Raw genomic sequence first — 22,002 nt, forward strand, 5'->3', positions numbered from 1 at the left:
CCCCGGTGATTTAAACATAGTAAGCAGCAATAAACATTTATGGGGCTACCCAAATACTACATGCAGGAATGCTCTGGGGAGCGGATTATAATAGCTGGGAACCTCCGTTTTACGGAAGGAACCTTTGTAATAGTATCAAAACGTGTTAGATGTTAAAAAGGAGCCTGGATAAAAAGTAATTAAGCGTATGGAGAATTCCCTGAAGGAAAATCTGCTACTGCTGTAACCGGGTTAACCCGGGGTCAAATTACTCCTGATGCAGTCTCGCCTGATTGTAGTGCCGGGGCTAACCCCATAAATTATTTCTTATTTTTTAAAATTACAGTGTCGCGCGCTTTTGACCATGACAGCGATTCGGTCAGGCAGATTGTTTCCAGCACATTTTGCAGGGTTTCCTGCCGGAAGCTACCGGTATAGGTCCATGCTTTCTTGTCACTTTGGTTGATAATAGTTACAGCAAAGGTATTTTCAATGGCGTTGCGCACCTGTTCATACGATGCATCTTTGAATACCAGGGTTCCCTGTTGCCATGCGGTGGCCTCCGGAGTGCTGAAGTTGGACCGGCTTACCTGCAGGCTTTGCAGGTCATAACTCAACTGTTCACTTGATTCGAGTACTACTGGCTTTTTGCCGCTGGCGGTCACTTGTACTTTACCACTCAGCAATGCCACGGTGATTTTCTGTTCGTTCCTGTAAGCGCGTATATTGAAAGAGGTGCCCAGTGCTGTGGTACTGAGGCCTCCGCTGTGTACGGTGAAATGATGTGCGGGGTCGGGGGCTACGTCAAAGTAGGCTTCTCCGTCTTCGAGATAGAGTTCACGACTTTCCCTGAAATGTACGGGGTACCTGAGCCGGCTGCCGGCATTGAGCACAACCGTGCTGCCGTCTTCCAGTTGCAGGTGTTCAGTCTTACCTTTTACGGTAGTGATGATATAGCATCCGTCAATAATTTCTTTATGGTTGTCAACTTTGGCAATGGGAGTCTGACCCGCAGGTATTGCGGAGCGGGTATAGTGCTGGAAAAACCAGCTGGCGGCAGCTACCAGCATAGTGATAGCGGCGGCGGCATAGAACCACGGGCGCATTGTACGCCGGCGGGGCATGTTGATTTTCTTTTGCAGTGCAGCGTGTACATCTGCGAGGTCCTGCTGGATGACAGTTTCTGGAATGTGTGTAACAGGCTGTTGTATCCCTTCAAACCACTCTTCTATCAACTGTTTTTCCCCGGCTGTGGACTGTTCTTCGTTATAACGTTCCAGTATTTTCTTTATCTGATCAAGGTTCACAGCGTTGTAATTTAAATAATGTCCTAATGTATCTATTGTTTGTCCCTAACGTTAGTGATGCTCTTAATGGTGTCGTTTCAAGTTGCAACAAGTACCATCACTTATAAAAAAAAGCGGCGGTCAGCAGCAACAAAACGATGTCTGTCCGGGCATGGTTGGTGCGCAGGATTTTTAACGCCTTGGTAATCTGGTTTTTAACCGTTTGCTGAGACAATCCCAGGCGGAGTGCAATCTGTTCCACCGTCTGGTGTTCCACCCTGCTCAGAATGAAGACTTCCTTCATTCTTTCAGGGAGCTGGTTGATGGTCTCAAATACATCTTCCGTGCGGGTTTTGCTATCCAGCAGTTCGGTAATACTGCCGGGTTGTACATCAAAGTGTTCGATGAGCTGTTGCAGGTATTTGCGATAAGTATTGTTCTTGCGGTAGATGTCTATGATCTTGTGACGGGCAGACTGGTAGAGGTACGATTTCAATGACTCATTGACACTCAGCGTCTGCCTTCTTTCCCAAAGGGAGGTAAAGAGTTCCTGTAATACATCCTTGCCTGCTTCGGCAGGTTCAATCTTACTCAGGATATAGAGGTATAATGGCTGGCTGTAACGTGCATAAATAGCGTTGAAAGCCATTGTGTTATCTTCCTGAAGTAATGAAAGTAATTGGGTGTCTGAGTAATTACTATACATGGATTACAGTCGTGACATAGATTTGGTTAAGGTCTTCAATGAGGGTAATATATGAGGGGAAATTACCACATTTATTGATAATACCAAAAAGCAGGAAGAAGCATTTTTCATTCATTGCTGGTTCATTTAAAAACAAACGCTTCTGCCGCAGGCAGAAGCGTTTGTTTTTGACTATAAGCAGTAGAAATATAAGGCTGTTTCCAATGAATTAAGCCTCTTTCAACCTCAATTCGTTTTTATATTCTTTTGGCGTTTTACCTACTATTTCCTTGAAAAACCTGTTAAAATTCGACAAGTTCTTAAATCCACATGAATAGGCAATCTCCGCTATAGACCAATCTTCTTCTGTCAGGCGTTTACATGCATGCCCTATCCTTACCTCGTTCAGGAACTGCACAAACGACTTCTTTGTTCTGTTCTTAAAGAAGCGGCAGAAAGACTGGGGAGAGAGGTTAGTAATACTTGCCACATCCTGCAAAGAGATCTCTTTGCTGAAGTTACTCATCACATACTTGAACACCTCATCGATCTTATGATTATCCTTCGCATTGAAAGCATGTGAATAACCTGTACTTGCCAGGTACTGCACATCCCTGGTTTCTGTCAATACCTTGAGAATGCTCAGCAATGAAATGATCCTTTCCAGTCCCTCTTTCTTTGGCAGCTGGAGGATCTGGTCCTTCAGCAGATCATAGGTAGGGCCTATAATCTTCATGCCGCGTTGCGCACGGTGAAATAAATCTGTTAATGCTTTTGTTTCCGGCAATCCATAGAATTTATCCCCGAAGATGTCTTTGGGGAAATAAATCACCACAGACCTTGCCTTCAGCGCTTCATTGTTCTTGTAATAGCTTTCATCATTGTACCATACATGCGGGATGTGTGGCCCCAGAAACACCATGTCACCTACATCAAAACTCTCAATGCTGTCGCCTACAATTCTTTTCCCGTTGCTTTCTGTAACGTATACCAGCTCACATTCCGGGTGAAAGTGGAATGGAGTATTGAAATAAGGATCACTTCTCTCAATGATCGTGATCTGATTGTCGGCAAACGCCCCCACTTTAATAAGAATGGGTTTCATGTAGTATAAGTTTAAGCTGTTTTTATTCTAGCTCCGTTGTGATGATGATTCGTCTTCTTGCCCCAGACAGGACATTATCTCCCGAAACAATTCAAATTATAATAGTAATATTCCATGACCATTTCCAAATGGATGTCGGTCTCCAATTTCATACCCCCTGACAGAAGTTTTTCTGTGAAAGTGCCAAATTATCAAATTTTGGTTAAAAAAGCATCATTTTTTAGTAAATATCATTTATTTCCTGTTGAAACGCCTTTCCGGGCGGTTTAACGGGCGATGAGAGGCATCCTTCCTGCCGGACAGTCTCTGCTGGAAATAATTTGGTCGTTTGCTACTAAGATTATAATTTTCTAAAGAATCAAACCAAATCTGAATCACGTGAAAGGAATATCGATTAAAGATATAGCCCAACAGGCCGGCGTTTCTCCCACCACCGTTTCTTTCGTTCTGAATGGTAAAGGAAAAGAAAAAAGGATCAGCGAGCAGGTAAGCAAACGTATTCTGAAAATCGCCGGCAAGCTAAAGTATAAACCTAACCAACTGGCACGTGGTTTACGCACTGGTAAAACCAAAACAATCGGGTTAATCGTAGAAGACATTGCTAATAATTTCTTTGCCAACGTAGCGAAAGTAGTGGAAGACGAGGCAGACAAGTACGGCTACAAAGTGCTCTTCGGCAGTACAGAAGATGATGAAGAAAAAGCACGTGGCCTGCTGGAAGTACTCCGTTACCGCCAGGTAGATGGCTACATTATCACGCCTACCCTTAATCTGGACAAAGACATTGCCACCCTGCAAAAGCCCGTGGTACTCATGGACCGTTATTTCCCGAATGTGAAGGACTCATCTTATGTGGTGGTAGACAACTACCAGGGTGCGATGACAGCCGTAGATCACCTGGTAGCCCAGGGGTATAAACACATTGGTATCATTACCACGACTTCCCACCAGATCCAGATGCAGCAACGCCTGGAAGGCTTTAATGCGGCCCTGAAAAAACATGGGCTGCCGGCAGGTAAGAATGTGATCAAACGCCTGCCTTTTGACCTGGATCGCCCGGGTTACACACAGGAGATCACTAAATACCTGCAGAACAACCGGGAACTGGATGCTGTATTCTTTGCGACCAACTACCTCGGCATTTGCGGCATAGAAAGCATTCGCTCCATAGGCTTACAGATAGGCACTGAACTGGGGATGGTGAGTTTTGACGACCACGACATCTTCCGCCTCCTAAGCCCCGCAGTGACCTGCGTAGCCCAGCCCGTAGAGGAGATTGGCCGCACATTGATCAGGATCCTTATGGAGGAGCTGGATGAGACTTCCGAAGCCCCCAGGCAGGTGGTATTGCCACTTGAATTGCGGGAGCGGGAATCATCCGTACCCAATAAGAAGTTAGTGAAATCGTGATGTAATCGTTTACGTAAAAGTCTTTCATTTTGTAATCGCTTTTGCCGCAGGCAAAAGCGATTTTTTTATCCCTGATAATAACCGGTTGCATAAATATAATTTGCTCATTATGAAAACTTTCTATAAGTTGCAAAGAATCACCTATGCACGGAACCTGTGAAAATGCTTAAAACCCATTTAACTGCTTTTTATACTCAGGAAATCATTTTTGTAAACGTCTATACCATGAAAAGAATGAAATACCTCTTGTCGCGTTACGGGTAATATTCCACTATTAATTTTTCGTAAAGTCCTGGAACAGGAATCAAATTATATTATGATTTCTTCAATTTGTGTTACTTTCTCCAATAGTATTTTCTCATGAAGGTGTGCTAATTTACCTGGATTAACAGTAAATGAATGATTAGATAAAAAAATGTTAAATCTTTTTTGTTTCTAAAAATTATTTGGGTAGTTTGGCGCTGTCAATTAAAAGAATGTAGAGAAAAACTATGGCATTTTGGAAGGGAAGAGTGTATTGAGGGACAATGGGGTGAAAATAACACCAGATAAAGAAGAAGATAAAATGGCCTATACCGATAATTGAGTCAATTAAAACGTAAACAACGACCAGCAGGAATGTACTAAAAATCAGCTACAATTCCGAAAAAAAGGTCCCAGGATTTAGAGAGAAAATAATATCACATTCAAGGAACACTAGCTTAATAGCTCCTAAAAAGAGGGGCCTGCCAACGCCATGCATTCCTGTATGTAATTACACTTGTGACTAAACACTTATCATACTTAAAATCTAACTAAAAGAAAGCTATGCGAAGATCTCTATTAGTAAGCACATTGCTTCTTTTGTTCTGCTGCTTAACTGCTCTGGCACAGAATAAAAAGGTAGTGTCCGGGACTGTTAAAGATGACAAAGGACAGGCTATTCCGGGAGTAACCATCCTGGAAAAAGGCACAAAGAACGGCACCTTGTCCGCTCCTGATGGTACCTTTAAAATTTCAGTTGCTCCCGAAGGCACTCTGGTTGTATCCTATTTAGGTTATACCACTCAGGAAGTTGCGGTAGGTGGTCAATCCACAATTAATGTTTCCCTGGTTACAGACAACAAGAATCTGGGCGAGGTGGTTGTAACTGCGATGGGTATTAAAAGGCAAGCCCGTTCCCTGGGTTATGCAGTTAGTACTGTAAGCGCAAAAGATCTTTCTCAGACCGGTTCTCCAAACTTTGCTTCTGCACTGTACGGTAAAGCCGCTGGTGTGAAGGTGAATGCTGCTCCAGGTGGTGCCTCTTCCGGTGTATCTATCCAGGTGAGAGGTATTTCTTCCTTCTCTGGTAACACACAGCCACTCTATGTTGTGGATGGTGTGCCTATCAGAAATATGGCTGATCCAACTAAAAGGGACTTTAATACTACCAACAACCGTATCGATGGTAACGGTGCACTGGATATTAACCCTGAAGACATTGAAAGTCTGACCATCCTGAAAGGTGCTTCTGCATCTGCACTGTATGGTTCTGAAGCGACTAACGGTGTGGTTGTAATCACTACCAAAAAAGGTACTAAAGGTAGAGGTTTAGGTGTTGATCTGAACTACTTATATACAGCTGAACAACTGGCTAACAGCCCTGACTATCAGAACGAATATGGTCCTGGTTATGCAGAAGCTTACATGGTGGGTATCAGCGGTGATGGTACTGGCTGGATCACTGAATCTGATGGATCTCAACACCCTTACTATGGTGCGTATGAGTCTTTCGGTCCTAAATTCGATGGCAGAACCGTTAAATATTGGGATGGTTCTACCCGTAAATACGTAGCCAACAAGAATAACTATCGTGACTTCTTCCAAACTGGTTACAACTCTCAGTTCAACGCTGCAATTTCTAATGCCAGCGAAAATGCTTCTTACCGTTTCTCATACACCCGTAATGATTATAAAGCTATCGTTCCAGGTTCTGACCTGAACAAGAATAACTTTAATCTGAATGCGACACTGAAACTGCATAAGAAAGTTACCTTAGACATCGTTTCTACTTACAATAACAACTTTACTCATAACCGTCCAAGCACATTGACAAATGTATTGAACTCTTATGGTGGTTTCTTCAGCCGTATGGATGATATGGATACCTACTATAACAAGTACAAAACTTCTAACGGTTATAAGTATGTTAAGTATAACAACAGTAGCTATGACCAGTCTGAGAAAATCATCTATCCTCTGAGAGCTACCCAGCTGATGGACTATATGTGGACACAGCTGCGTGACAACTACGATGAAAATCAGAACCGTTTCATCAACAGCGTAACTTTAAATTATTCTATCCTGGATAACCTGAAGTTCCGTGGTCGTATCGGTAATGACTTTACCAGCTGGAAAGCAAGTAATCAGGAGCATAATACCCAGCCTACTTACGTAGGAACCAGCGGTAAATTTGGTATCGAAACCAGAACCAACAACCTGCTGTACGGTGATGCGATGTTGAGCTATAATCCTAAGATCGGTAAAGACTGGGAACTGGGTATCTCTGGTGGTTTCACTGGTAGAAGACAAAACTTCCAGTACACTCAGAGCACTACCACTGTAGGTCTGGCAAGTGAAAACTGGTTCTCTCTGAATAACTCTGCAGGTACCCTGTATACACAGAGCACTCATGGCGAACAGGTAGACGTAGCTGGTTTCGGTATCGTAAACCTGAGCTACAAAGGTTGGTTGTATTTAGAAGGAACAGGTCGTGCGGAAAGAACTTCCACCCTGGCTGCTGACAGAAACAGTTATACTTACCCATCAGTAAATGCTGGTTTTGTATTCTCTGATGTACTGAAACTCCCATCCTGGTGGAACTACGGTAAACTGAGAGCTTCTTACGGTATCACAGGTAACCACCCTGTTATGTTCGTAGCTCCTGTGGCTTACAGCCAGTATGGTGTGACCCTGAATGGTCAGTACCTGGTTTATCAGCAGGCTTCAGGTAGCAGCTTCGGTAACGATAAGCTGAACTCTGAGAAGAAGAGAGAGTTTGAACTTGGTCTGGAAACAAGAATCATCGGTGGTAAAGTTGGTGTAGATCTGACTTACTACAACAACAAGATCTCTGATCAGATTATCGAAATCACAACTCCTCAGACAGCAGGTGCAACTTCACAGTATGTAAATGCTGGTGACCTGAGCAACTACGGTTTTGAAGGTGCAATCACTGCAACTCCAATTCAGAATAAGAATTTCCGTTGGGATACTCGTTTTAACTTCGCAATCAACCGCAACAAGCTGACTGCACTTCCTTCTTATCTGCCAAACCTGACAAATGACCTGGAAAGTGGTTATGTGATTGCAAAATCTGAAGTAGGAGATCCGCTGGGTAATATTTATGTACACCCACACAACACCGATGCTAATGGTAACTACAAAGTAGATAACAACGGTCTGTATACTTACAATACCGATGCTTATACTAAAGTAGGTAACATGATGCCTAAGATCGTTGGTGGTTTCTCAAATACCTTCTCTTACAAACAATTCTCCCTGGATGTGACCCTGGATTACCGTTTTGGTGGTAAACTGGTTTCTATTCCTTCTTACTACGCAGTTGGTGCTGGTATGTACAAGAGCACTCTCCAATACAGAGATGCAGCTCACGGTGGTATTGGTTACAACGTTGTTGATGAAGAATCAGCTAACTACGTAGCAGCTGCTGCTGGAACAACTGCTGAGCGTTACAATGGTATCATTCTGCCAGGTGTAACCGATGATAACGGTACTAAGAACACTAAAGTAACTTCTGCTGGTATTTACTATGATGCTAACTTCGGATGGCACACTGGTGACTACTCTCAGGCAGTATTCAAAAATAGCTATATAAAAGTGCGTGAAGTGGCGCTGACCTACAACATGCCTAAAGCAATCTATAGCAAATTACATTTCCAGGGTCTGCAGGTAGCTCTGATCGGACGTAACCTGTTCTACGTGTACAAATCCCTGCCTTATGGCCTGGATCCGGAAGTAGCAATCGGTTCAAGATGGATCGATCAAGGTATGAACAATGGTGGTATGGCTCCTACAAGAAGCCTTGGTGCTAGCGTTCGTGCTCGCTTCTAATGTATTTATCTGCTAAATGACCAAACAAAGAAAACTAATGAAAAAACTTCTTATAAACGCAGCGCTTCTGCTTTTACTGGTGGGTTCTTTCAGCTCTTGTAAGAAAAAAGCTGAAGAAGACTATCAAAACCCGGAACTGACTACTTCTGGCAATATCGGTAAGCTATTTGCCGGTATGTTCTTCAACAAAAGAATTCACCCATCTTACTGGGACTATTATACCATTCTGCAATCTTATTCCGGTGCTTACTCAGGCCTGGTTTCCCTGGTGCCTAGCAGTACTATGTACCAGACCACTTCCAGCTATACTGATGGCAGATGGACTGACTTCTACAATGGTTCTACAGGTACCGACTATAACTACAATGGTCCTGGTATTCTGAACAACTACCGTGAAATGCAGACTACCTACAACGGTCTGTCTACAGCTGATCAGGCAGATCAGGCAGTTTACATGAACCTGGCTAAGGTGATTGTAGCTGACCAGGCTGCTCAAATGGTGGATCTGTGGGGTGATATTCCTTTCTCTAAGGCAAACTCCCTGAACTCTTCCCGTCAGGTAGAATTCGCAGCTTACGATGATGCAGCTGCACTGTATGATACCCTGATTGCTAACCTGGATCAGGTTAATACTTTCCTGACTACTGCTACTGTAGCAGCAACAGAAAGTGGTAACCTGAAACTGTATGACAGAATCTACAGCGGTGATCTGACCCTGTGGCGTCGTTATGCTAACTCCCTGCGTCTGCGTCTCCTGATGCGTATCTCTAATGTGAGCGAATCTAAAGCACAGGCAGCAGTTACAACTATGTTGAACAATCCAGGCACTTATCCGTTGATCTCTTCTAACGATCAGAGCGCATTGCTGTGGGAAAGCCCGACCACTTTGGTAAGTGATCTGCTGAGTGCTTTCACCAGCTTCCCTTACGCTCCAAAGTTCCTGCTGGAAGATGTACTGGTTGCTAACAATGACCCTCGTACTAAAGTAATGTTCGATCCGGACACTGCTAACGGTTACAAAGGTTTCCCTTACAACGGTACCTCTACTGAATATAGCAATGGTGGTTACGCTTCTTTTGACTCTGCTACCTTCTTCTATAACTACAACGTTCCAGGTGTACTGTTCACCGCTGCTGAAGCTAGCTTCCTGCAGGCTGAAGCTTACGAAAGATGGGGCCTGGGAACTGCAGCTACTGCTTACACCGCAGGTCTGGATCAGTCAGTTGCTTTCTTCTACATGATGAACACGAAAGCATTCAACCGTTCAAACCAGTACAAATGGGCTACCCTGTCTGTAAATACAGACACTGTTGCACTGTGGAAAGCAGCTTCTGGTGTAGCTTACACCGGTACTACTACCGAAAAACTTGCGAAGATCTATACGCAGAAATGGGTGAATTTCTTCATCATGCAGGCAAACCAGGCATGGTCTGAATACAGAAGAACAGGTTATCCTGCTATTCAACTGCCAGTTTCTGCTGGTATCCAGGCTAATCCTCCTGTACGCTTCCTGTATCCTTCTAACGAATCACTGTATAACACTGCAAACTACAATGCAGTGAAATCTAAGGATACCCGCGACACTAAGATTTTCTGGGACGTTAACTGATAACGCTTAGATAAATTATACGCAAAGGCCCCGGCATCATTGCCGGGGCCTTTGCATTTTTACGAAAAAGTCAAAATATTATACATTTGAGAAAAAATTATCTATTTTGGGTAAATAAGTATGAAACGCCTATTCCTGTTCCTATGCCTGTCGATTGTCCTGTCATTCGCTGCTCACTCGCAGCGCATTACCTGGTATCAGCATATCGCTCCCATCATTCATACTAACTGCACTCCCTGTCACCGCCCGGACGAAGCCGGCCCTTTCTCCCTTATCACTTACGAAGATGTAGCCAAACGCGCCGCCATGGTGAAAAAAGTCACCCAAAGCCGTTACATGCCACCATGGAAAGCAGATCCACATTATGTAAGTTATTCCAACGAAAGACGCCTCACCGACGAAGAAATTGCCATGATCGCAGACTGGGCCGACCATAAAATGCCTCCTGGCAAAAATGACAAAGACAAACCTGATACCATCCTTACTTCCAAAGTCTCACGCCTGCCAGACCTGGAGCTGACTATGAATAAGGCCTTCATCATCAAAGGAGATAACGTAGAACGATTCGTCGTTTTCAAAATCCCCTTTGAAATACCTGACTCTATGAATGTGGAAGCCATCCGCTTCATCACCAATAACCGCAAACTCATTCACCACGCGAACTACGAAATTGATAACGTTCCTACAGAGAATCTCTACAATACAGCAGACTATGTCAACCTTACGGAAGAGGGAAATGGAAATACTGCACAGTACATTCCCTATCGCAAACACATGGTCTATTATGGCGGCTGGATTCCCGGTGCCTCCCATGAATCATATCCCCCCGGCCTTGGCTGGAAAATGCCTAAGAGAGGGATTATCCTGCTTACACTACACTTCGCACCACTTGGCAAAGAAGAGAAAAGCATCAGTGGTATCCAGCTTTATTTCACGAAAAATAAAGTAAAAAGAGAAATCCGTGCCGCCAGCATTGGCTCCGGTGGTGCCGGTGAAAAAGATATTGATCCCTTCTTCTACATTCCGGCCAACGTCGTGAAAACTTTCAGGGTCAAAGTAAGTGTGCCCGAAGACGAGTCAATATTGTATGTATGGCCACATATGCACTATATCGGCAAGATCTTCAGAGCTTACTGTATCACACCAGAAAAAGATACCATTCGCCTGGTATCCATTCCCGACTGGAATGTAGCCTGGCAGGAAATGTATTGGTTCCCGAAATTGAAAAAATTACCAAAAGGATCCACCATAGTTGTAGAAGGGACCTATGATAATACTGCAGAAAATCCATCTAATCCACACAGTCCTCCCCAGTTGATTTACAGTACCGGGGAAATGAAATCGACCGATGAAATGATGACACTCGTGATGATCTATTTGCCGTACGAAAATGGGGATGAAAAGATGGAAATTAAACGATGACATATATCATGAAAAAACACTATTGATATTGTGTAATTTACTACTGTCAACCAATGAGCCGTTATGTCTAAACTACTATTATTATCGCTGCTGATAACCGGCCTGTGCATGCAGTCGATAGGAAATCCACATGGTACTACCTTTCATGAAAAATTAAAGGATTATACAGGCAAAGCCTATGACATCAGGCCACAGGGAAAGATCGTGGTGTACCTGTTTCTCTCACCTGAATGTCCCTTGTGCAGGAACTATGCACCTATTGTAGAAAAGCTGTCAGAAAAGTATAAAAACGTACAGTTCTACGGCATCATCAGTGGCCGCACCTTTACCAAAGGGCAGGTCGGCGCATATGTAAAAGATTTCAATCTCAGCTTCCCCGTCCTCATGGATCCGGGTAAAGAGGTGGCCAATTCACTCAAAGCTACCGTCACACCTGAAGCACTGCTGGTAGGAAGTGATGGCATAGAATATTATCGCGGGTTGATAGATGATTGGGTAACAGGATTAGGTACCAAGCGTGCAAAAACCACGCAACTGTATCTGGACCAGTCTATCCAGAATCTTGTGGCTGGTGTGCCCATAGTAACAAAAACCACTCCGATAGGTTGTCTGATCAGTAATTATTAAAGTATGCGTGTTGTTATTACGGTAACGCTGATGTTGTCGTTATTTATTTATGAAAAGGGAAGGGCACAGGATATTACCTGGAATAAACATATTGCTCCCATTATTCATAGTAATTGTACACCTTGTCACAGGGCAGGAGAGGCAGCACCGTTTGCACTTGTTACCTATGATGATGTTGCCAAAAGAGCCAGCATGATCCAGCGGGTCACAGAAGCCAGGTATATGCCACCATGGAAACCAGACCCCCACTATGTGCAATATGCCAATGAAAGACGCTTGTCTGACGAAGACATTGCGATGATTGCCAACTGGGCTACTCATGATATGCCCCAAGGCAATGCTGCCGATGCAAAAGATACCCACAACTTTGTAGCTGGTACTGTCTATAACCGTGCACCTGACCTGGTATTAAAGATGAAGGATAGTTATCACCTGGAGGGGGATAATAAGGATCATTACATTGTATATAAGATCCCGTTTGAACTGGCGGATTCTATGAATGTGGAAGGGATAGAATTTATTACCAATAACCGGAAAGTGATTCACCATGCAAATTATGAAATAGATGATGTACCGGGGATGGATCTGTATAATACTGTGGATTATGTAGACCATGAAACCGAAACCGTCAAGTACTTTGAAAACTTTGTGCCTTATCGCAACCGGATCATGTACTTTGGCGGCTGGATACCTGGTGCTTCTATGGAGTCTTATCCGGAGCATGTTGGCTGGGTGATGCCGAAGAGAGGGGTGATATTACTGACCTTACATTATGCCCCATTAGGTAAAGCAGAAGATGTAATTGCGGGCGTACAGATCTGGACAACAAAAACAAAAATTACCAGGCGTATTAAAAATCAAAACCTGGGATCCGGTAGTACATCGCAGGAGCAAATCCAGCCTTACTTTTATCTGCCTCCTGATGTAGTGCGTACTTTTACATTGAATGTAAAAACCGAAGAAGATAAATCATTGCTGTATGTATGGCCGCATATGCACCTGCTTGGAAAAGTGTTCAAGGCATATATCATTAAGCCAAACAAAGACACGATTCCGCTTGTATATATTCCTGAATGGGATTTTAACTGGCAGGAGATTTATTGGTTCCCTAAGATGGTGAAGATTCCGAAAGGGTCTACGATTCACATAGAGGGCACTTACGATAACACGATCAATAATCCTTACAATCCCAATTTACCACCAGCATTGGTCATGCAAAATATGAACACAAAAGATGAGATGCTGACCTTGGTAATGGTGACCTTGCCTTATGAAGAGGGCGACGAAAACATCTCACTTAAGAAAAAATAAGCTGTTTTATACACTGCAATTGCGAAAGCCAGCCGCAGGCCCACCAAAGAAAAGCGCCTGTATCAAATGAGAGATACAGGCGCTTTGTTTCAGTTGCTTAATGTGACCAGGTGGCTTTTTATAAAATTCTCAGGACACATTTTTAGTGCTGATAACTCCTTTTCCGCCACTATAATAAATGTTTTATCTCACTCAGCTTGAGTAATGCCTCCACGGGTGTCAGCCTGTTGATATCCACATTTTCCAACATCTCCCGTATAGTTTTAAACGTATCGCTATGTGCATCAAAAATACTAAGCTGTACCTTCTGTGCAGGGGCACTGATATGCTTTACCTGCTCCTGCATCGGACCGCCGATCTGCTTCTCTTCCAGGTGTGCCAATACCTCGTTGGCTCTTTCGATCAGTTTGGGAGGCATGCCGGCCATTCTAGCCACGTGAATACCAAAACTATGTCTGCTGCCGCCCGGTGCCAGTTTCCTTAAGAAGATCACCTTATTGCCAGACTCCTTATTGGTAATATGGAAGTTTTTGATGCGTGCATGCTTGTTCTCCAGTTCATTCAGCTCATGATAGTGTGTGGCAAACAATGTCTTCGGTCTGGCCGAAGTCATATCATGCAGGTATTCCACGATACTCCATGCAATCGAGATCCCATCATAGGTACTGGTACCACGCCCGATCTCATCGAGGATCACCAGGCTACGGGGGGTAATATTGTTAATAATACTGGCCGTTTCGTTCATTTCCACCATGAAGGTAGATTCACCTCCACTCAGGTTGTCAGAAGCACCTACACGGGTAAAGATTTTATCTGTCAACCCGATCTCCGCTGCCGCCGCAGGTACAAAACTACCCATGTGTGCCATCAGGGTAATCAGGGCTGTCTGCCGCAGGAGGGCCGATTTACCACTCATGTTCGGACCTGTGAGGATAATGATCTGCTGCTTTTCCTTATCAAGCGTGATATCGTTCGCCACATAACTTTCTCCCGGGGGCAATCCTCTTTCAATCACGGGGTGGCGGCCTTCACGGATATCCAGGTGGAAACCATCGGTGATATGCGGGCGGCGATATTTAAACTGTACAGCATTGTTGGCAAAACTCAGCAGACAGTCTATTCTGGCCATTACCTGTGCATTCAGCTGGATCGGTTTGATGAAAGGCTGTAATGCAGATAAGAGTTCTTCGAACAACTGTGCTTCCAGCGCCAGGATCTTCTCTTCCGCACCTGTGATCTTCTCTTCGTATTCTTTCAGTTCAGGGGTGATATACCGTTCTGCATTCGCCAGGGTTTGCTTGCGGATCCAGGTTTCAGGTACTTTATTTTTGTGTGCATTGGTCACTTCGAGGTAGTAACCGAATACATTGTTGAATGCAATTTTCAGACTTGGGATTCCTGTGATCTCGGATTCTTTCTGCTGGATTTGTAACAGGTAATCCTTTCCGGAACGGGCTATCTTGCGCAGGTTATCCAGTTCCGTATGGATACCCATTTGTATCACCTCGCCTTTGCTCACAAGGATGGGTGGTGTCTCTGTCACTTCGCGCAGTATTCTGTCGAGGATTTCATTGCAGCCATCCATCGTCATCGCCAGTTGGGCAAGGTAGGGATGTGGTACTTTTTCCAGCAGACTTTTTACCCCGCATACCTGTTGCAATGCCTTTGCGAGGGACATTACTTCCCTGGGGTTGATCTTTTTCAAAGGGATCTTGGATACCAGTCTTTCCAGGTCACCCGTTTGTTTGAGGTGAAGGCTCAGGTTTTTCGCAAGGTCTGTTTCTTTGATAAAGTACTCGACTACATCCAGTCGTTCATTGATCTGGTTAATGTCGCGGAGCGGGAAGATGAGCCAGCGTTTCAGCAGTCGGGCACCCATTGGGCTGACGGTGGTATCGATGGTGGTAAGCAGGGTATTGCCGTTTTCCACACTGCTGCCTAAGAGTTCCAGGTTCCGGATGGTAAATCTGTCCATCCACAGGAAGTCGTCCTGCTCTATGCGCTGGATGTTGGTAATGTGCTGCAGGTGAGGATGTTCGGTATCCCGCAGGTAGTGCAGGGCGGCACCCGCAGCAATGATGGCATCGGTGAGACCATCTACTCCAAAGCCTTTCAGGCTATGTGTCTCAAATTGCTTAAGGAGTATTTCATGTGCATAAGTGGCGGTAAAGATCCACTCATCCATGGTGTATGTGTAAAACTTGGTACCAAAGTGCTGGCGAAAGTTTTTCTGTTGTTGTTTGGCGTAGAGTACTTCGGCAGGTTTGAAACTTTGCAGGAGCTTGTCGGCATATTCAATGGTACCTTGTGCTACAAAGAATTCTCCTGTGGAGATATCCAGGAATGCAACGCCGGCTGCATCATCGTGGAGATGAACAGCTGCCAGGAAGTTGTTGTTGGCATTTTCGAGGATCTTGTCATTCACGGCAACCCCGGGAGTCACCATTTCGGTAACGCCGCGTTTTACAATTCCTTTTACGGTTTTGGGATCTTCCAGCTGGTCGCAGACCGCTACGCGGTAACCTGCTTTTACCAGTTTGTGGAGGTATGTGTCCAGTGAATGGTGTGGAAAACCAGCCAGGTCTACGTAAGAGGCAGAGCCGTTTGCTCTTTTTGTCAGTACGATCCCCAATACTTTGGAGGCAATGACTGCGTCTTCATTAAAGGTTTCATAAAAATCGCCCACGCGGAACAAAAGCACGGCATCCGGGTAACGGGTTTTAATAGCCTTATGCTGTTGCATCAGTGGGGTTTCTTCCGATTTGCTTTTCGCCATTCGGCAAAAATATAGAAAATGTGCTTTATTTCCCGGATGCTGAAAGTGGCTTAATTCCTTCTTCGTACCTTTGCGCCATGCGAAAACTTAGCATGGACGAACTAGGCCGCAAGACAATTGAAGAATTCAGGGCCGCCGAAAAAACACCACTTGTATTGGTACTGGACAATGTCCGGAGCATGCACAATGTCGGCTCCGTATTCCGTACTGCCGATGCCTTTCTTACCCAGGGTATTATACTCTGTGGCTATACGCCTGTACCTCCCCACCGCGATATTCAGAAAACAGCCCTTGGTGCCACCGAAACGGTGCACTGGCAATATTATGCTACCACTACCGAAGCTGTAACTGCCTTAAAAGAAGCGGGTTACCGGGTGCTGGCCATCGAGCAGGCGGAAAATAGTGTAATGCTGGACCAGTTTCAGCCTGCAGGCGATCAGCCCCTGGCCCTGGTATTTGGCAATGAAGTATCTGGTGTGGATGGAGAAGTGATGAAGCTGGTGGATGGGTGTATTGAAATCCCTCAGCTGGGCATGAAACATTCTTTGAACATATCTGTTAGCACAGGTATCGTAGTTTGGGATATCTTTGTAAAGTTAAAAAAGTAACAGGAGATGATTACGACTGTAAATAAATACCTCTCGCTTGTAAAATTCAGCCATACCATATTTGCCATGCCATTTGCGCTGACGGGCTTCTTTATGGCCACTGCCCGGGCAGGCTATTCTTTCAGCTGGCAGCTGTTTGTACTGGTAGTTTTATGTATGGTATTTGCAAGAAGTGCGGCAATGGCGTTTAACCGCTGGCTGGATGTGGATATCGATAAGATCAACCCCCGTACCGCTAAACGTGAGATTCCGGCTGGTGTGATTACTAAAAACAATGCCCTGCTGTTTATCATTGTGAACTGCGCCTTGTTTATTGTCACCACCTACTTTATTAATACAATTTGCTTTATCCTCTCACCGGTTGCTCTGATTGTAGTGCTGGGGTATAGTTATACCAAACGCTTTACGGCGCTCTGCCATATGGTACTTGGCCTGGGATTATCACTGGCACCAATAGGCGCTTACCTGTCAGTAACAGGTCATTTTGCCGCTTTGCCGGTGTTGCTGTCCTGCCTGGTGCTCTGCTGGGTATCTGGTTTTGACATCATTTATTCCCTGCAGGATGAAGATTTTGACCGTTCTCAGGCCCTGAATTCCGTGCCCACCTGGTTAGGTAAGGCGGGTGCCCTGCATTTCTCCGAAGGCCTGCATGTGGTAGCGGGTGCGCTGGCTATCACCATTGGTTGGATGGGGCAGTTTCACTGGCTGTATGCTATTGGAGCAGCTGTATTTATTATAATGCTGATCTCCCAGCACCTGCTGGTAAAGCCTAATGACCTGAGTAAAGTAAATATTGCTTTCATGACCACGAATGGTATTGCCAGCGTGGTATTTGCCGTATTTGCGATTGCTGACATGTTATTTTTAGCGTAAATGGGTAGAATACTGGCGATAGATTACGGAAAAAAGCGAACCGGGCTGGCGGTGACGGATCCTTTGCAGATCATTGCAACGGGGCTGACAACAATCCCTTCTCAGACGCTGATACCGTATTTAAAGAAATACTTCGAAACCGAGCAGGTAGAGCTGATCCTGATAGGTGAACCAAAGAACCTGGATGGGAGTGATACAGATGCGACTGCCCTGGTAGCGGAGTGTGTGCGGATCCTGAAAAAGAACTTTCCGGCTATGCCGCTGAAGCAGGTGGATGAGCGCTTTACCTCTAAAATGGCGTTTCAGGCCATGATAGATAGCGGCCTGAAGAAGAAAGACAGACAAAATAAAGGACTGGTCGATGAGATCAGTGCCACGATTATATTACAGGAGTATCTTCGCTCCAAATAAGCCTTTCATTTGGGCTGGCCGCAGGCCAATGGCCCGGACAAAAAAATCGCTTTTGCCGCAGGCAAAAGCGATTTTTTTGTCATTTTCGTAACTTTGCACTTTTAAAACCATAGTATAGAATGATTTTACCCATCGTCGCCTACGGCCATCCGGTACTCCGCAAAATGTGTGAGGATATCACACCTGAATACCCAGATCTTGACAAGCTGATCGCAAATATGTGGGAGACTATGTATGCGTCCAGTGGTGTAGGCCTCGCAGCACCCCAGATTAACAGGCCCATCCGCCTGTTCGTAATAGATAGCGAACAAATTATCAATAACCTGGAAGAAGATGAAAAAGACGAATACCCTGGCGATGCCGGCGTAAAAAGGGTCTTCATCAATGCACATATTGTAGCTACCGGAGGTGAAGAATGGCCTTACAACGAAGGTTGTCTCAGCATCCCCAAGGTAAGGGAAGACGTATACCGGCCTGAAACCGTAACCATCCGTTACGTAGACGAGCATTTCCAGCCTCACGAAGATACTTTCACCGGCGTTACAGCCCGCGTTATATTCCACGAATACGACCATATAGATGGTAAGTTATTCATTGATCATCTGAAACCGCTTAAGCGCAGGATGATTAAAAGCAAGCTGGACGATATCTCCAAAGGAAAGATCAAGGTAGATTACAAAATGATATTTCATAAATAAAATGTGTGAAAATTTTGTAATGTTAGAAATCCCTATTATTTTAGTGCCTGCAAACTAATCAACTATAATTGGGAGCAGCACTTACATATACTGAAGCCGAACTGGTAACTGGATTAAAAGCCAGGAACGAAAAGTTTTTCGGTTACTTATATGACCATTATTCACCGGCATTGTATGGAATCGCCCTCAAAGTAGTGGTGGATGAATCACTCGCCGGAGATGTGTTGCAGGAAATCTTTCTCAAGATCTGGAGAGGTATAGACCGTTACGATACAGAAAAAGGTCGCCTGTTTACCTGGATGGTGAACATTGCCCGCAATACAGCTATCGATACCCTCCGCTCCAAAGGCCACAAGCTGGGCCAGAAAGTTCAGGAAATAGGAAACAATTCCCTTATAGTCGATCAACTGGCGGTACACCCGTCCGTTGATCATTTGGGATTGGCCAAAGTAGTGGAACAGTTGAACAAGGAACAGCGTGTTATCATAGACCTGGCTTATTACAAAGGTTGTACGCAGGAAGAAATCTCCAAAATTCTGGATATTCCCCTGGGTACGGTCAAGACCAGAATGCGTAATGCGATCATACAATTGCGGAATATTTTAAAACAGATGTAAGCAAGTGGATGTTCAACGTTACATATCATCCGGTATTATTGAAAACCATGTTATCGGTTTGGTCTCCGAAGCGGAAAGCCGCGAAATGGAGACTGCGATCCAACAGCATCCTGAAGTAAAGGCTGCTGTCGATGCTGTACAGCAGGACCTGGAAAAATACGTGATGATGTTGGCGAAGAAGCCACCTGTTAACCTGAAGAAACAAATCCTCGATAGGTTAAAAGAAAATACGGCTGTTGAAGAGCCACTTACTCCAATACCTCAACCCGTTGCAAGCGTCGAAGAAATTCCTGTAACCGACTATACACCAAAAGTTCCCGTTTCACCTTTAAGGATCTGGCAATATGCCGCCGCTGCCGCATTTACCTTGCTTGTAGCCAGTGCTGTCATGAACATTGCCTATTACACAAAATACAACGATACCCAAAGTCAATACGCCAGTCTCCAGGACAACCAGGCCAGTTTCGCCTCAGAAAAGGATTCCCTTTCGGCACAATTGCGCCATGCCCAGGAAGAACTGACCATGATGAAAGATCCTGCCTTTAAATGGATTAAAATGTTGGGTACGCCCAAACACCAGGGCATCGTAGCGACCATTTGCTGGGATCCGCAGTCAAAAGCCACCTATATACTCGCACAAAAACTTCCGGAACCACCACCAGATATGCAATACCAGCTCTGGGCCATCGTAAATGGCAAATGTATAGATGCAGGGGTGTTCGCTACAGGTGAACCCGCTAAGGCTATGCAGAAAGTCAAAGATGTGACCACAGCACAGGCATTTGCTGTTACCCTCGAAAAGAAAGGTGGTAGCCCAAGCCCTACACTAGACCAGATGTTCGTAGCAGGCAAAGTGGCTGGATGATTCTAAAAAGTCTCTTACGCTCTCATTTTCAATTATTCCGCAATAATTGCTATATTTCCTTTATTATTGCATTCCCTTTAACCATTAATTATTAATTGTATTTATTTGTAATCACATTCAGCTGTACCGGAACACGGGTACTTTTTCTGTAGCGTTTACGGCTATGATGTGGGAGCACTCGTGAAAAGTAATTTTTAACATAATTCTTTATTTGTTTTGGAATCCGCGTTCACATATACGGAATCTGAGCTGATCCAGGGCTTAAAGGCTAAAGACCAAAAGGTATTTAGCTACCTGTATGACCGTTATTCTCCGGCATTGTACGGTGTTGCGCTGAAAGTGCTCAACGACGAAAGCAATGCGAGTGATTGTCTGCAGGAAGTATTCATGAAAATCTGGCGAAACATTGACCGTTACGACGAAAGTAAGGGTCGTTTGTTTACCTGGATGTTGAATATTACCCGAAATACAGCCATCGACACACTTCGTTCTAAGGCACATAAAATGGATCAGAAAATCCAGGACATCGGAGATGACGTACATTTATATACAGGCAATTTAGCTGTACACCCTTCCGTTGACCATCTCGGACTCTCCAAGGTTCTGGAAAAACTGACAAAAGAACAACGTATCATCATTGACCTTGCATACTATAAAGGTTGCACCCAGGAAGAAATTTCCAGAGTGCTGGAAATCCCTTTGGGTACTGTCAAGACAAGGATGAGAAACGCAATCATTCAATTAAGAAATCTGTTAAAATTAGTTTAAGAAGTGAGTGCAACAAGTTACATATCTTCTGGGTTAATTGAAGCCTATGTAAGCGGGCTGGCTTCCTCCAGCGAAAGGGAGGAACTGGAGCTTGCCATGGCACAATATCCGGAGGTTGCTGCAGAATACCAAAGCTGCCAGCAGGATATGGAGCAATACATAATTTATCAATCTGTCACACCTCCTGCCACTTTAAAAGAAAGATTATTTACGCAGCTCGATACTGAGGAAACTGCACGTGCCAACGGTACTTACGTCGATGAAGATGCTATACCTGAAACGCCCGTACGTAAAGTTCTCGTCAGCAGCGCATGGCGCTGGATAGCTGCAGCAGCAATACTTTTACTGATAGGAAGTGTACTGTTGAATTATAACCAGTATACAAAATACAACGGTTTGCAACAGCGGTTCGAAGCCATGGCTGCGTCCAATTCTTCTATCGCCTCGGAGACCAATGTATACCGTACAAAACTGGAACAGGCAGAACAAAATCTGCACATTGTACAGGACCCTTCCATGAAAACGGTAAAGATGCCGGGTACTAAAACATTCCCGACGGCGCTTGCCACCGTATACTGGAACCAGACTTCCAAAGAAGTCTTCGTCATGGTTAATAATCTTCCTCAACCAACTTCCGATAAGCAATACCAGCTGTGGGCCATTGTAAATGGTAAACCCGTAGACATGGGTGTTTTTGAAACAGGCACCGATGCGAATCTGATGCAGAAAATGAAATCTGTCGACAACGCAGAGATGTTTGCCGTTACTTTGGAGAAAAAAGGCGGTAGCCCGGAACCAACTTTAGATCAGATGTACGTAGCCGGTAAGATATAATCCCACGGTATTTCGTAATTTGC

General features: G+C 44.6%; 18 protein-coding genes. 14 read left to right on the forward strand and 4 right to left on the reverse strand.

Translation table 11 applies throughout. The annotated features are described in order from the left end of the window. Positions 1–299 precede the first annotated feature (299 nt). The 3 genes from DXN04_RS02255 to DXN04_RS02265 all read right to left on the reverse strand — a co-directional run bounded on the left by DXN04_RS02255 (position 300) and on the right by DXN04_RS02265 (position 3,055). The gene (locus DXN04_RS02255; protein WP_116851675.1) at positions 300–1,286 is read right to left on the reverse strand and encodes a FecR family protein; all 987 of its coding nucleotides are present in this window, start codon (positions 1,284–1,286) and stop codon (positions 300–302) included. A gap of 97 nt (positions 1,287–1,383) precedes the next feature. Beyond that, a complete protein-coding gene (locus DXN04_RS02260; protein ID WP_116851676.1) occupies positions 1,384–1,971 on the reverse strand; it encodes an RNA polymerase sigma factor in 588 nt (195 codons plus the stop codon). Between the two features lie 208 nt (positions 1,972–2,179). After that, positions 2,180–3,055 (reverse strand): AraC family transcriptional regulator, encoded by an 876-nt coding sequence (locus tag DXN04_RS02265; RefSeq protein WP_116851677.1) that lies wholly within the window; start codon positions 3,053–3,055, stop codon positions 2,180–2,182. 378 nt (positions 3,056–3,433) lie between these two features. On the opposite strand from DXN04_RS02265, the gene DXN04_RS02270 reads away from it, so the two are divergent. From DXN04_RS02270 to DXN04_RS02295, 6 genes are all read left to right on the forward strand, one after another. After that, the gene (locus tag DXN04_RS02270; protein WP_116851678.1) at positions 3,434–4,465 is read left to right on the forward strand and encodes a LacI family DNA-binding transcriptional regulator; all 1,032 of its coding nucleotides are present in this window, start codon (positions 3,434–3,436) and stop codon (positions 4,463–4,465) included. A gap of 807 nt (positions 4,466–5,272) precedes the next feature. Then, positions 5,273–8,560 (forward strand): SusC/RagA family TonB-linked outer membrane protein, encoded by a 3,288-nt coding sequence (locus DXN04_RS02275; RefSeq protein ID WP_116851679.1) that lies wholly within the window; start codon positions 5,273–5,275, stop codon positions 8,558–8,560. Positions 8,561–8,597: 37 nt separating this feature from the next. Then, the gene (locus DXN04_RS02280) at positions 8,598–10,169 is read left to right on the forward strand and encodes a SusD/RagB family nutrient-binding outer membrane lipoprotein (protein WP_158568817.1); all 1,572 of its coding nucleotides are present in this window, start codon (positions 8,598–8,600) and stop codon (positions 10,167–10,169) included. 120 nt (positions 10,170–10,289) lie between these two features. Beyond that, complete coding sequence (locus tag DXN04_RS02285; protein WP_116851681.1) at positions 10,290–11,591, forward strand: cytochrome c; 1,302 nt, start codon at positions 10,290–10,292, stop codon at positions 11,589–11,591. A 63-nt stretch (positions 11,592–11,654) separates the two neighbouring features. After that, a complete protein-coding gene (locus DXN04_RS02290) occupies positions 11,655–12,218 on the forward strand; it encodes a redoxin family protein (RefSeq protein WP_116851682.1) in 564 nt (187 codons plus the stop codon). A gap of 3 nt (positions 12,219–12,221) precedes the next feature. After that, entirely contained in the window at positions 12,222–13,529 is a 1,308-nt protein-coding gene (locus DXN04_RS02295; protein WP_116851683.1) for a cytochrome c, read from the forward strand. Between the two features lie 169 nt (positions 13,530–13,698). Here the strand turns inward: DXN04_RS02295 and mutS are convergent, their stop codons facing one another. Next, entirely contained in the window at positions 13,699–16,305 is a 2,607-nt protein-coding gene (mutS, locus tag DXN04_RS02300; protein WP_116851684.1) for a DNA mismatch repair protein MutS, read from the reverse strand. Between the two features lie 77 nt (positions 16,306–16,382). On the opposite strand from mutS, the gene DXN04_RS02305 reads away from it, so the two are divergent. From DXN04_RS02305 to DXN04_RS02340, 8 genes are all read left to right on the forward strand, one after another. Continuing rightward, positions 16,383–16,913: an RNA methyltransferase gene (locus tag DXN04_RS02305; RefSeq protein ID WP_116851685.1), complete on the forward strand. Its 531-nt coding sequence runs from the start codon at positions 16,383–16,385 to the stop codon at positions 16,911–16,913. Positions 16,914–16,919: 6 nt separating this feature from the next. Beyond that, a complete protein-coding gene (locus DXN04_RS02310; RefSeq protein ID WP_116851686.1) occupies positions 16,920–17,786 on the forward strand; it encodes a UbiA-like polyprenyltransferase in 867 nt (288 codons plus the stop codon). Beyond that, complete coding sequence (ruvX, locus tag DXN04_RS02315; protein WP_116851687.1) at positions 17,787–18,197, forward strand: Holliday junction resolvase RuvX; 411 nt, start codon at positions 17,787–17,789, stop codon at positions 18,195–18,197. Positions 18,198–18,316: 119 nt separating this feature from the next. Next, positions 18,317–18,895, forward strand: a complete 579-nt coding sequence (gene def, locus DXN04_RS02320) for a peptide deformylase (RefSeq protein ID WP_116851688.1) — start codon at positions 18,317–18,319, stop codon at positions 18,893–18,895. Between the two features lie 68 nt (positions 18,896–18,963). After that, positions 18,964–19,512, forward strand: coding sequence for an RNA polymerase sigma factor (locus DXN04_RS02325; protein WP_116851689.1), 549 nt, complete (start codon positions 18,964–18,966; stop codon positions 19,510–19,512). 4 nt (positions 19,513–19,516) lie between these two features. Further along, the gene (locus DXN04_RS02330; RefSeq protein WP_116851690.1) at positions 19,517–20,377 is read left to right on the forward strand and encodes an anti-sigma factor; all 861 of its coding nucleotides are present in this window, start codon (positions 19,517–19,519) and stop codon (positions 20,375–20,377) included. 216 nt (positions 20,378–20,593) lie between these two features. Continuing rightward, on the forward strand, positions 20,594–21,145 hold the full coding sequence (locus DXN04_RS02335; protein WP_116851691.1) for an RNA polymerase sigma factor: 552 nt from the start codon (positions 20,594–20,596) through the stop codon (positions 21,143–21,145). A 3-nt stretch (positions 21,146–21,148) separates the two neighbouring features. After that, complete coding sequence (locus DXN04_RS02340) at positions 21,149–21,979, forward strand: anti-sigma factor (protein ID WP_116851692.1); 831 nt, start codon at positions 21,149–21,151, stop codon at positions 21,977–21,979. Positions 21,980–22,002: the final 23 nt, after the last annotated feature.

The organism is Chitinophaga silvisoli, from assembly GCF_003412465.1.
Classification (GTDB): Bacteria; Bacteroidota; Bacteroidia; order Chitinophagales; family Chitinophagaceae; genus Chitinophaga; species Chitinophaga silvisoli.

What these genes read in the sequence shown, in the direction of transcription:
- DXN04_RS02280 (WP_158568817.1), top strand. Translation starts at nt 8,598, where the DNA reads ATGAAAAAACTTCTTATAAACGCAGCGCTTCTGCTTTTACTGGTGGGT.
- DXN04_RS02305 (WP_116851685.1), top strand. Translation starts at nt 16,383, where the DNA reads ATGCGAAAACTTAGCATGGACGAACTAGGCCGCAAGACAATTGAAGAA.
- DXN04_RS02265 (WP_116851677.1), bottom strand. Translation starts at nt 3,055, where the DNA reads ATGAAACCCATTCTTATTAAAGTGGGGGCGTTTGCCGACAATCAGATC.
- DXN04_RS02285 (WP_116851681.1), top strand. Translation starts at nt 10,290, where the DNA reads ATGAAACGCCTATTCCTGTTCCTATGCCTGTCGATTGTCCTGTCATTC.
- def (WP_116851688.1), top strand. Translation starts at nt 18,317, where the DNA reads ATGATTTTACCCATCGTCGCCTACGGCCATCCGGTACTCCGCAAAATG.
- DXN04_RS02290 (WP_116851682.1), top strand. Translation starts at nt 11,655, where the DNA reads ATGTCTAAACTACTATTATTATCGCTGCTGATAACCGGCCTGTGCATG.
- DXN04_RS02295 (WP_116851683.1), top strand. Translation starts at nt 12,222, where the DNA reads ATGCGTGTTGTTATTACGGTAACGCTGATGTTGTCGTTATTTATTTAT.
- DXN04_RS02310 (WP_116851686.1), top strand. Translation starts at nt 16,920, where the DNA reads ATGATTACGACTGTAAATAAATACCTCTCGCTTGTAAAATTCAGCCAT.
- mutS (WP_116851684.1), bottom strand. Translation starts at nt 16,305, where the DNA reads ATGGCGAAAAGCAAATCGGAAGAAACCCCACTGATGCAACAGCATAAG.
- DXN04_RS02275 (WP_116851679.1), top strand. Translation starts at nt 5,273, where the DNA reads ATGCGAAGATCTCTATTAGTAAGCACATTGCTTCTTTTGTTCTGCTGC.
- DXN04_RS02260 (WP_116851676.1), bottom strand. Translation starts at nt 1,971, where the DNA reads ATGTATAGTAATTACTCAGACACCCAATTACTTTCATTACTTCAGGAA.
- ruvX (WP_116851687.1), top strand. Translation starts at nt 17,787, where the DNA reads ATGGGTAGAATACTGGCGATAGATTACGGAAAAAAGCGAACCGGGCTG.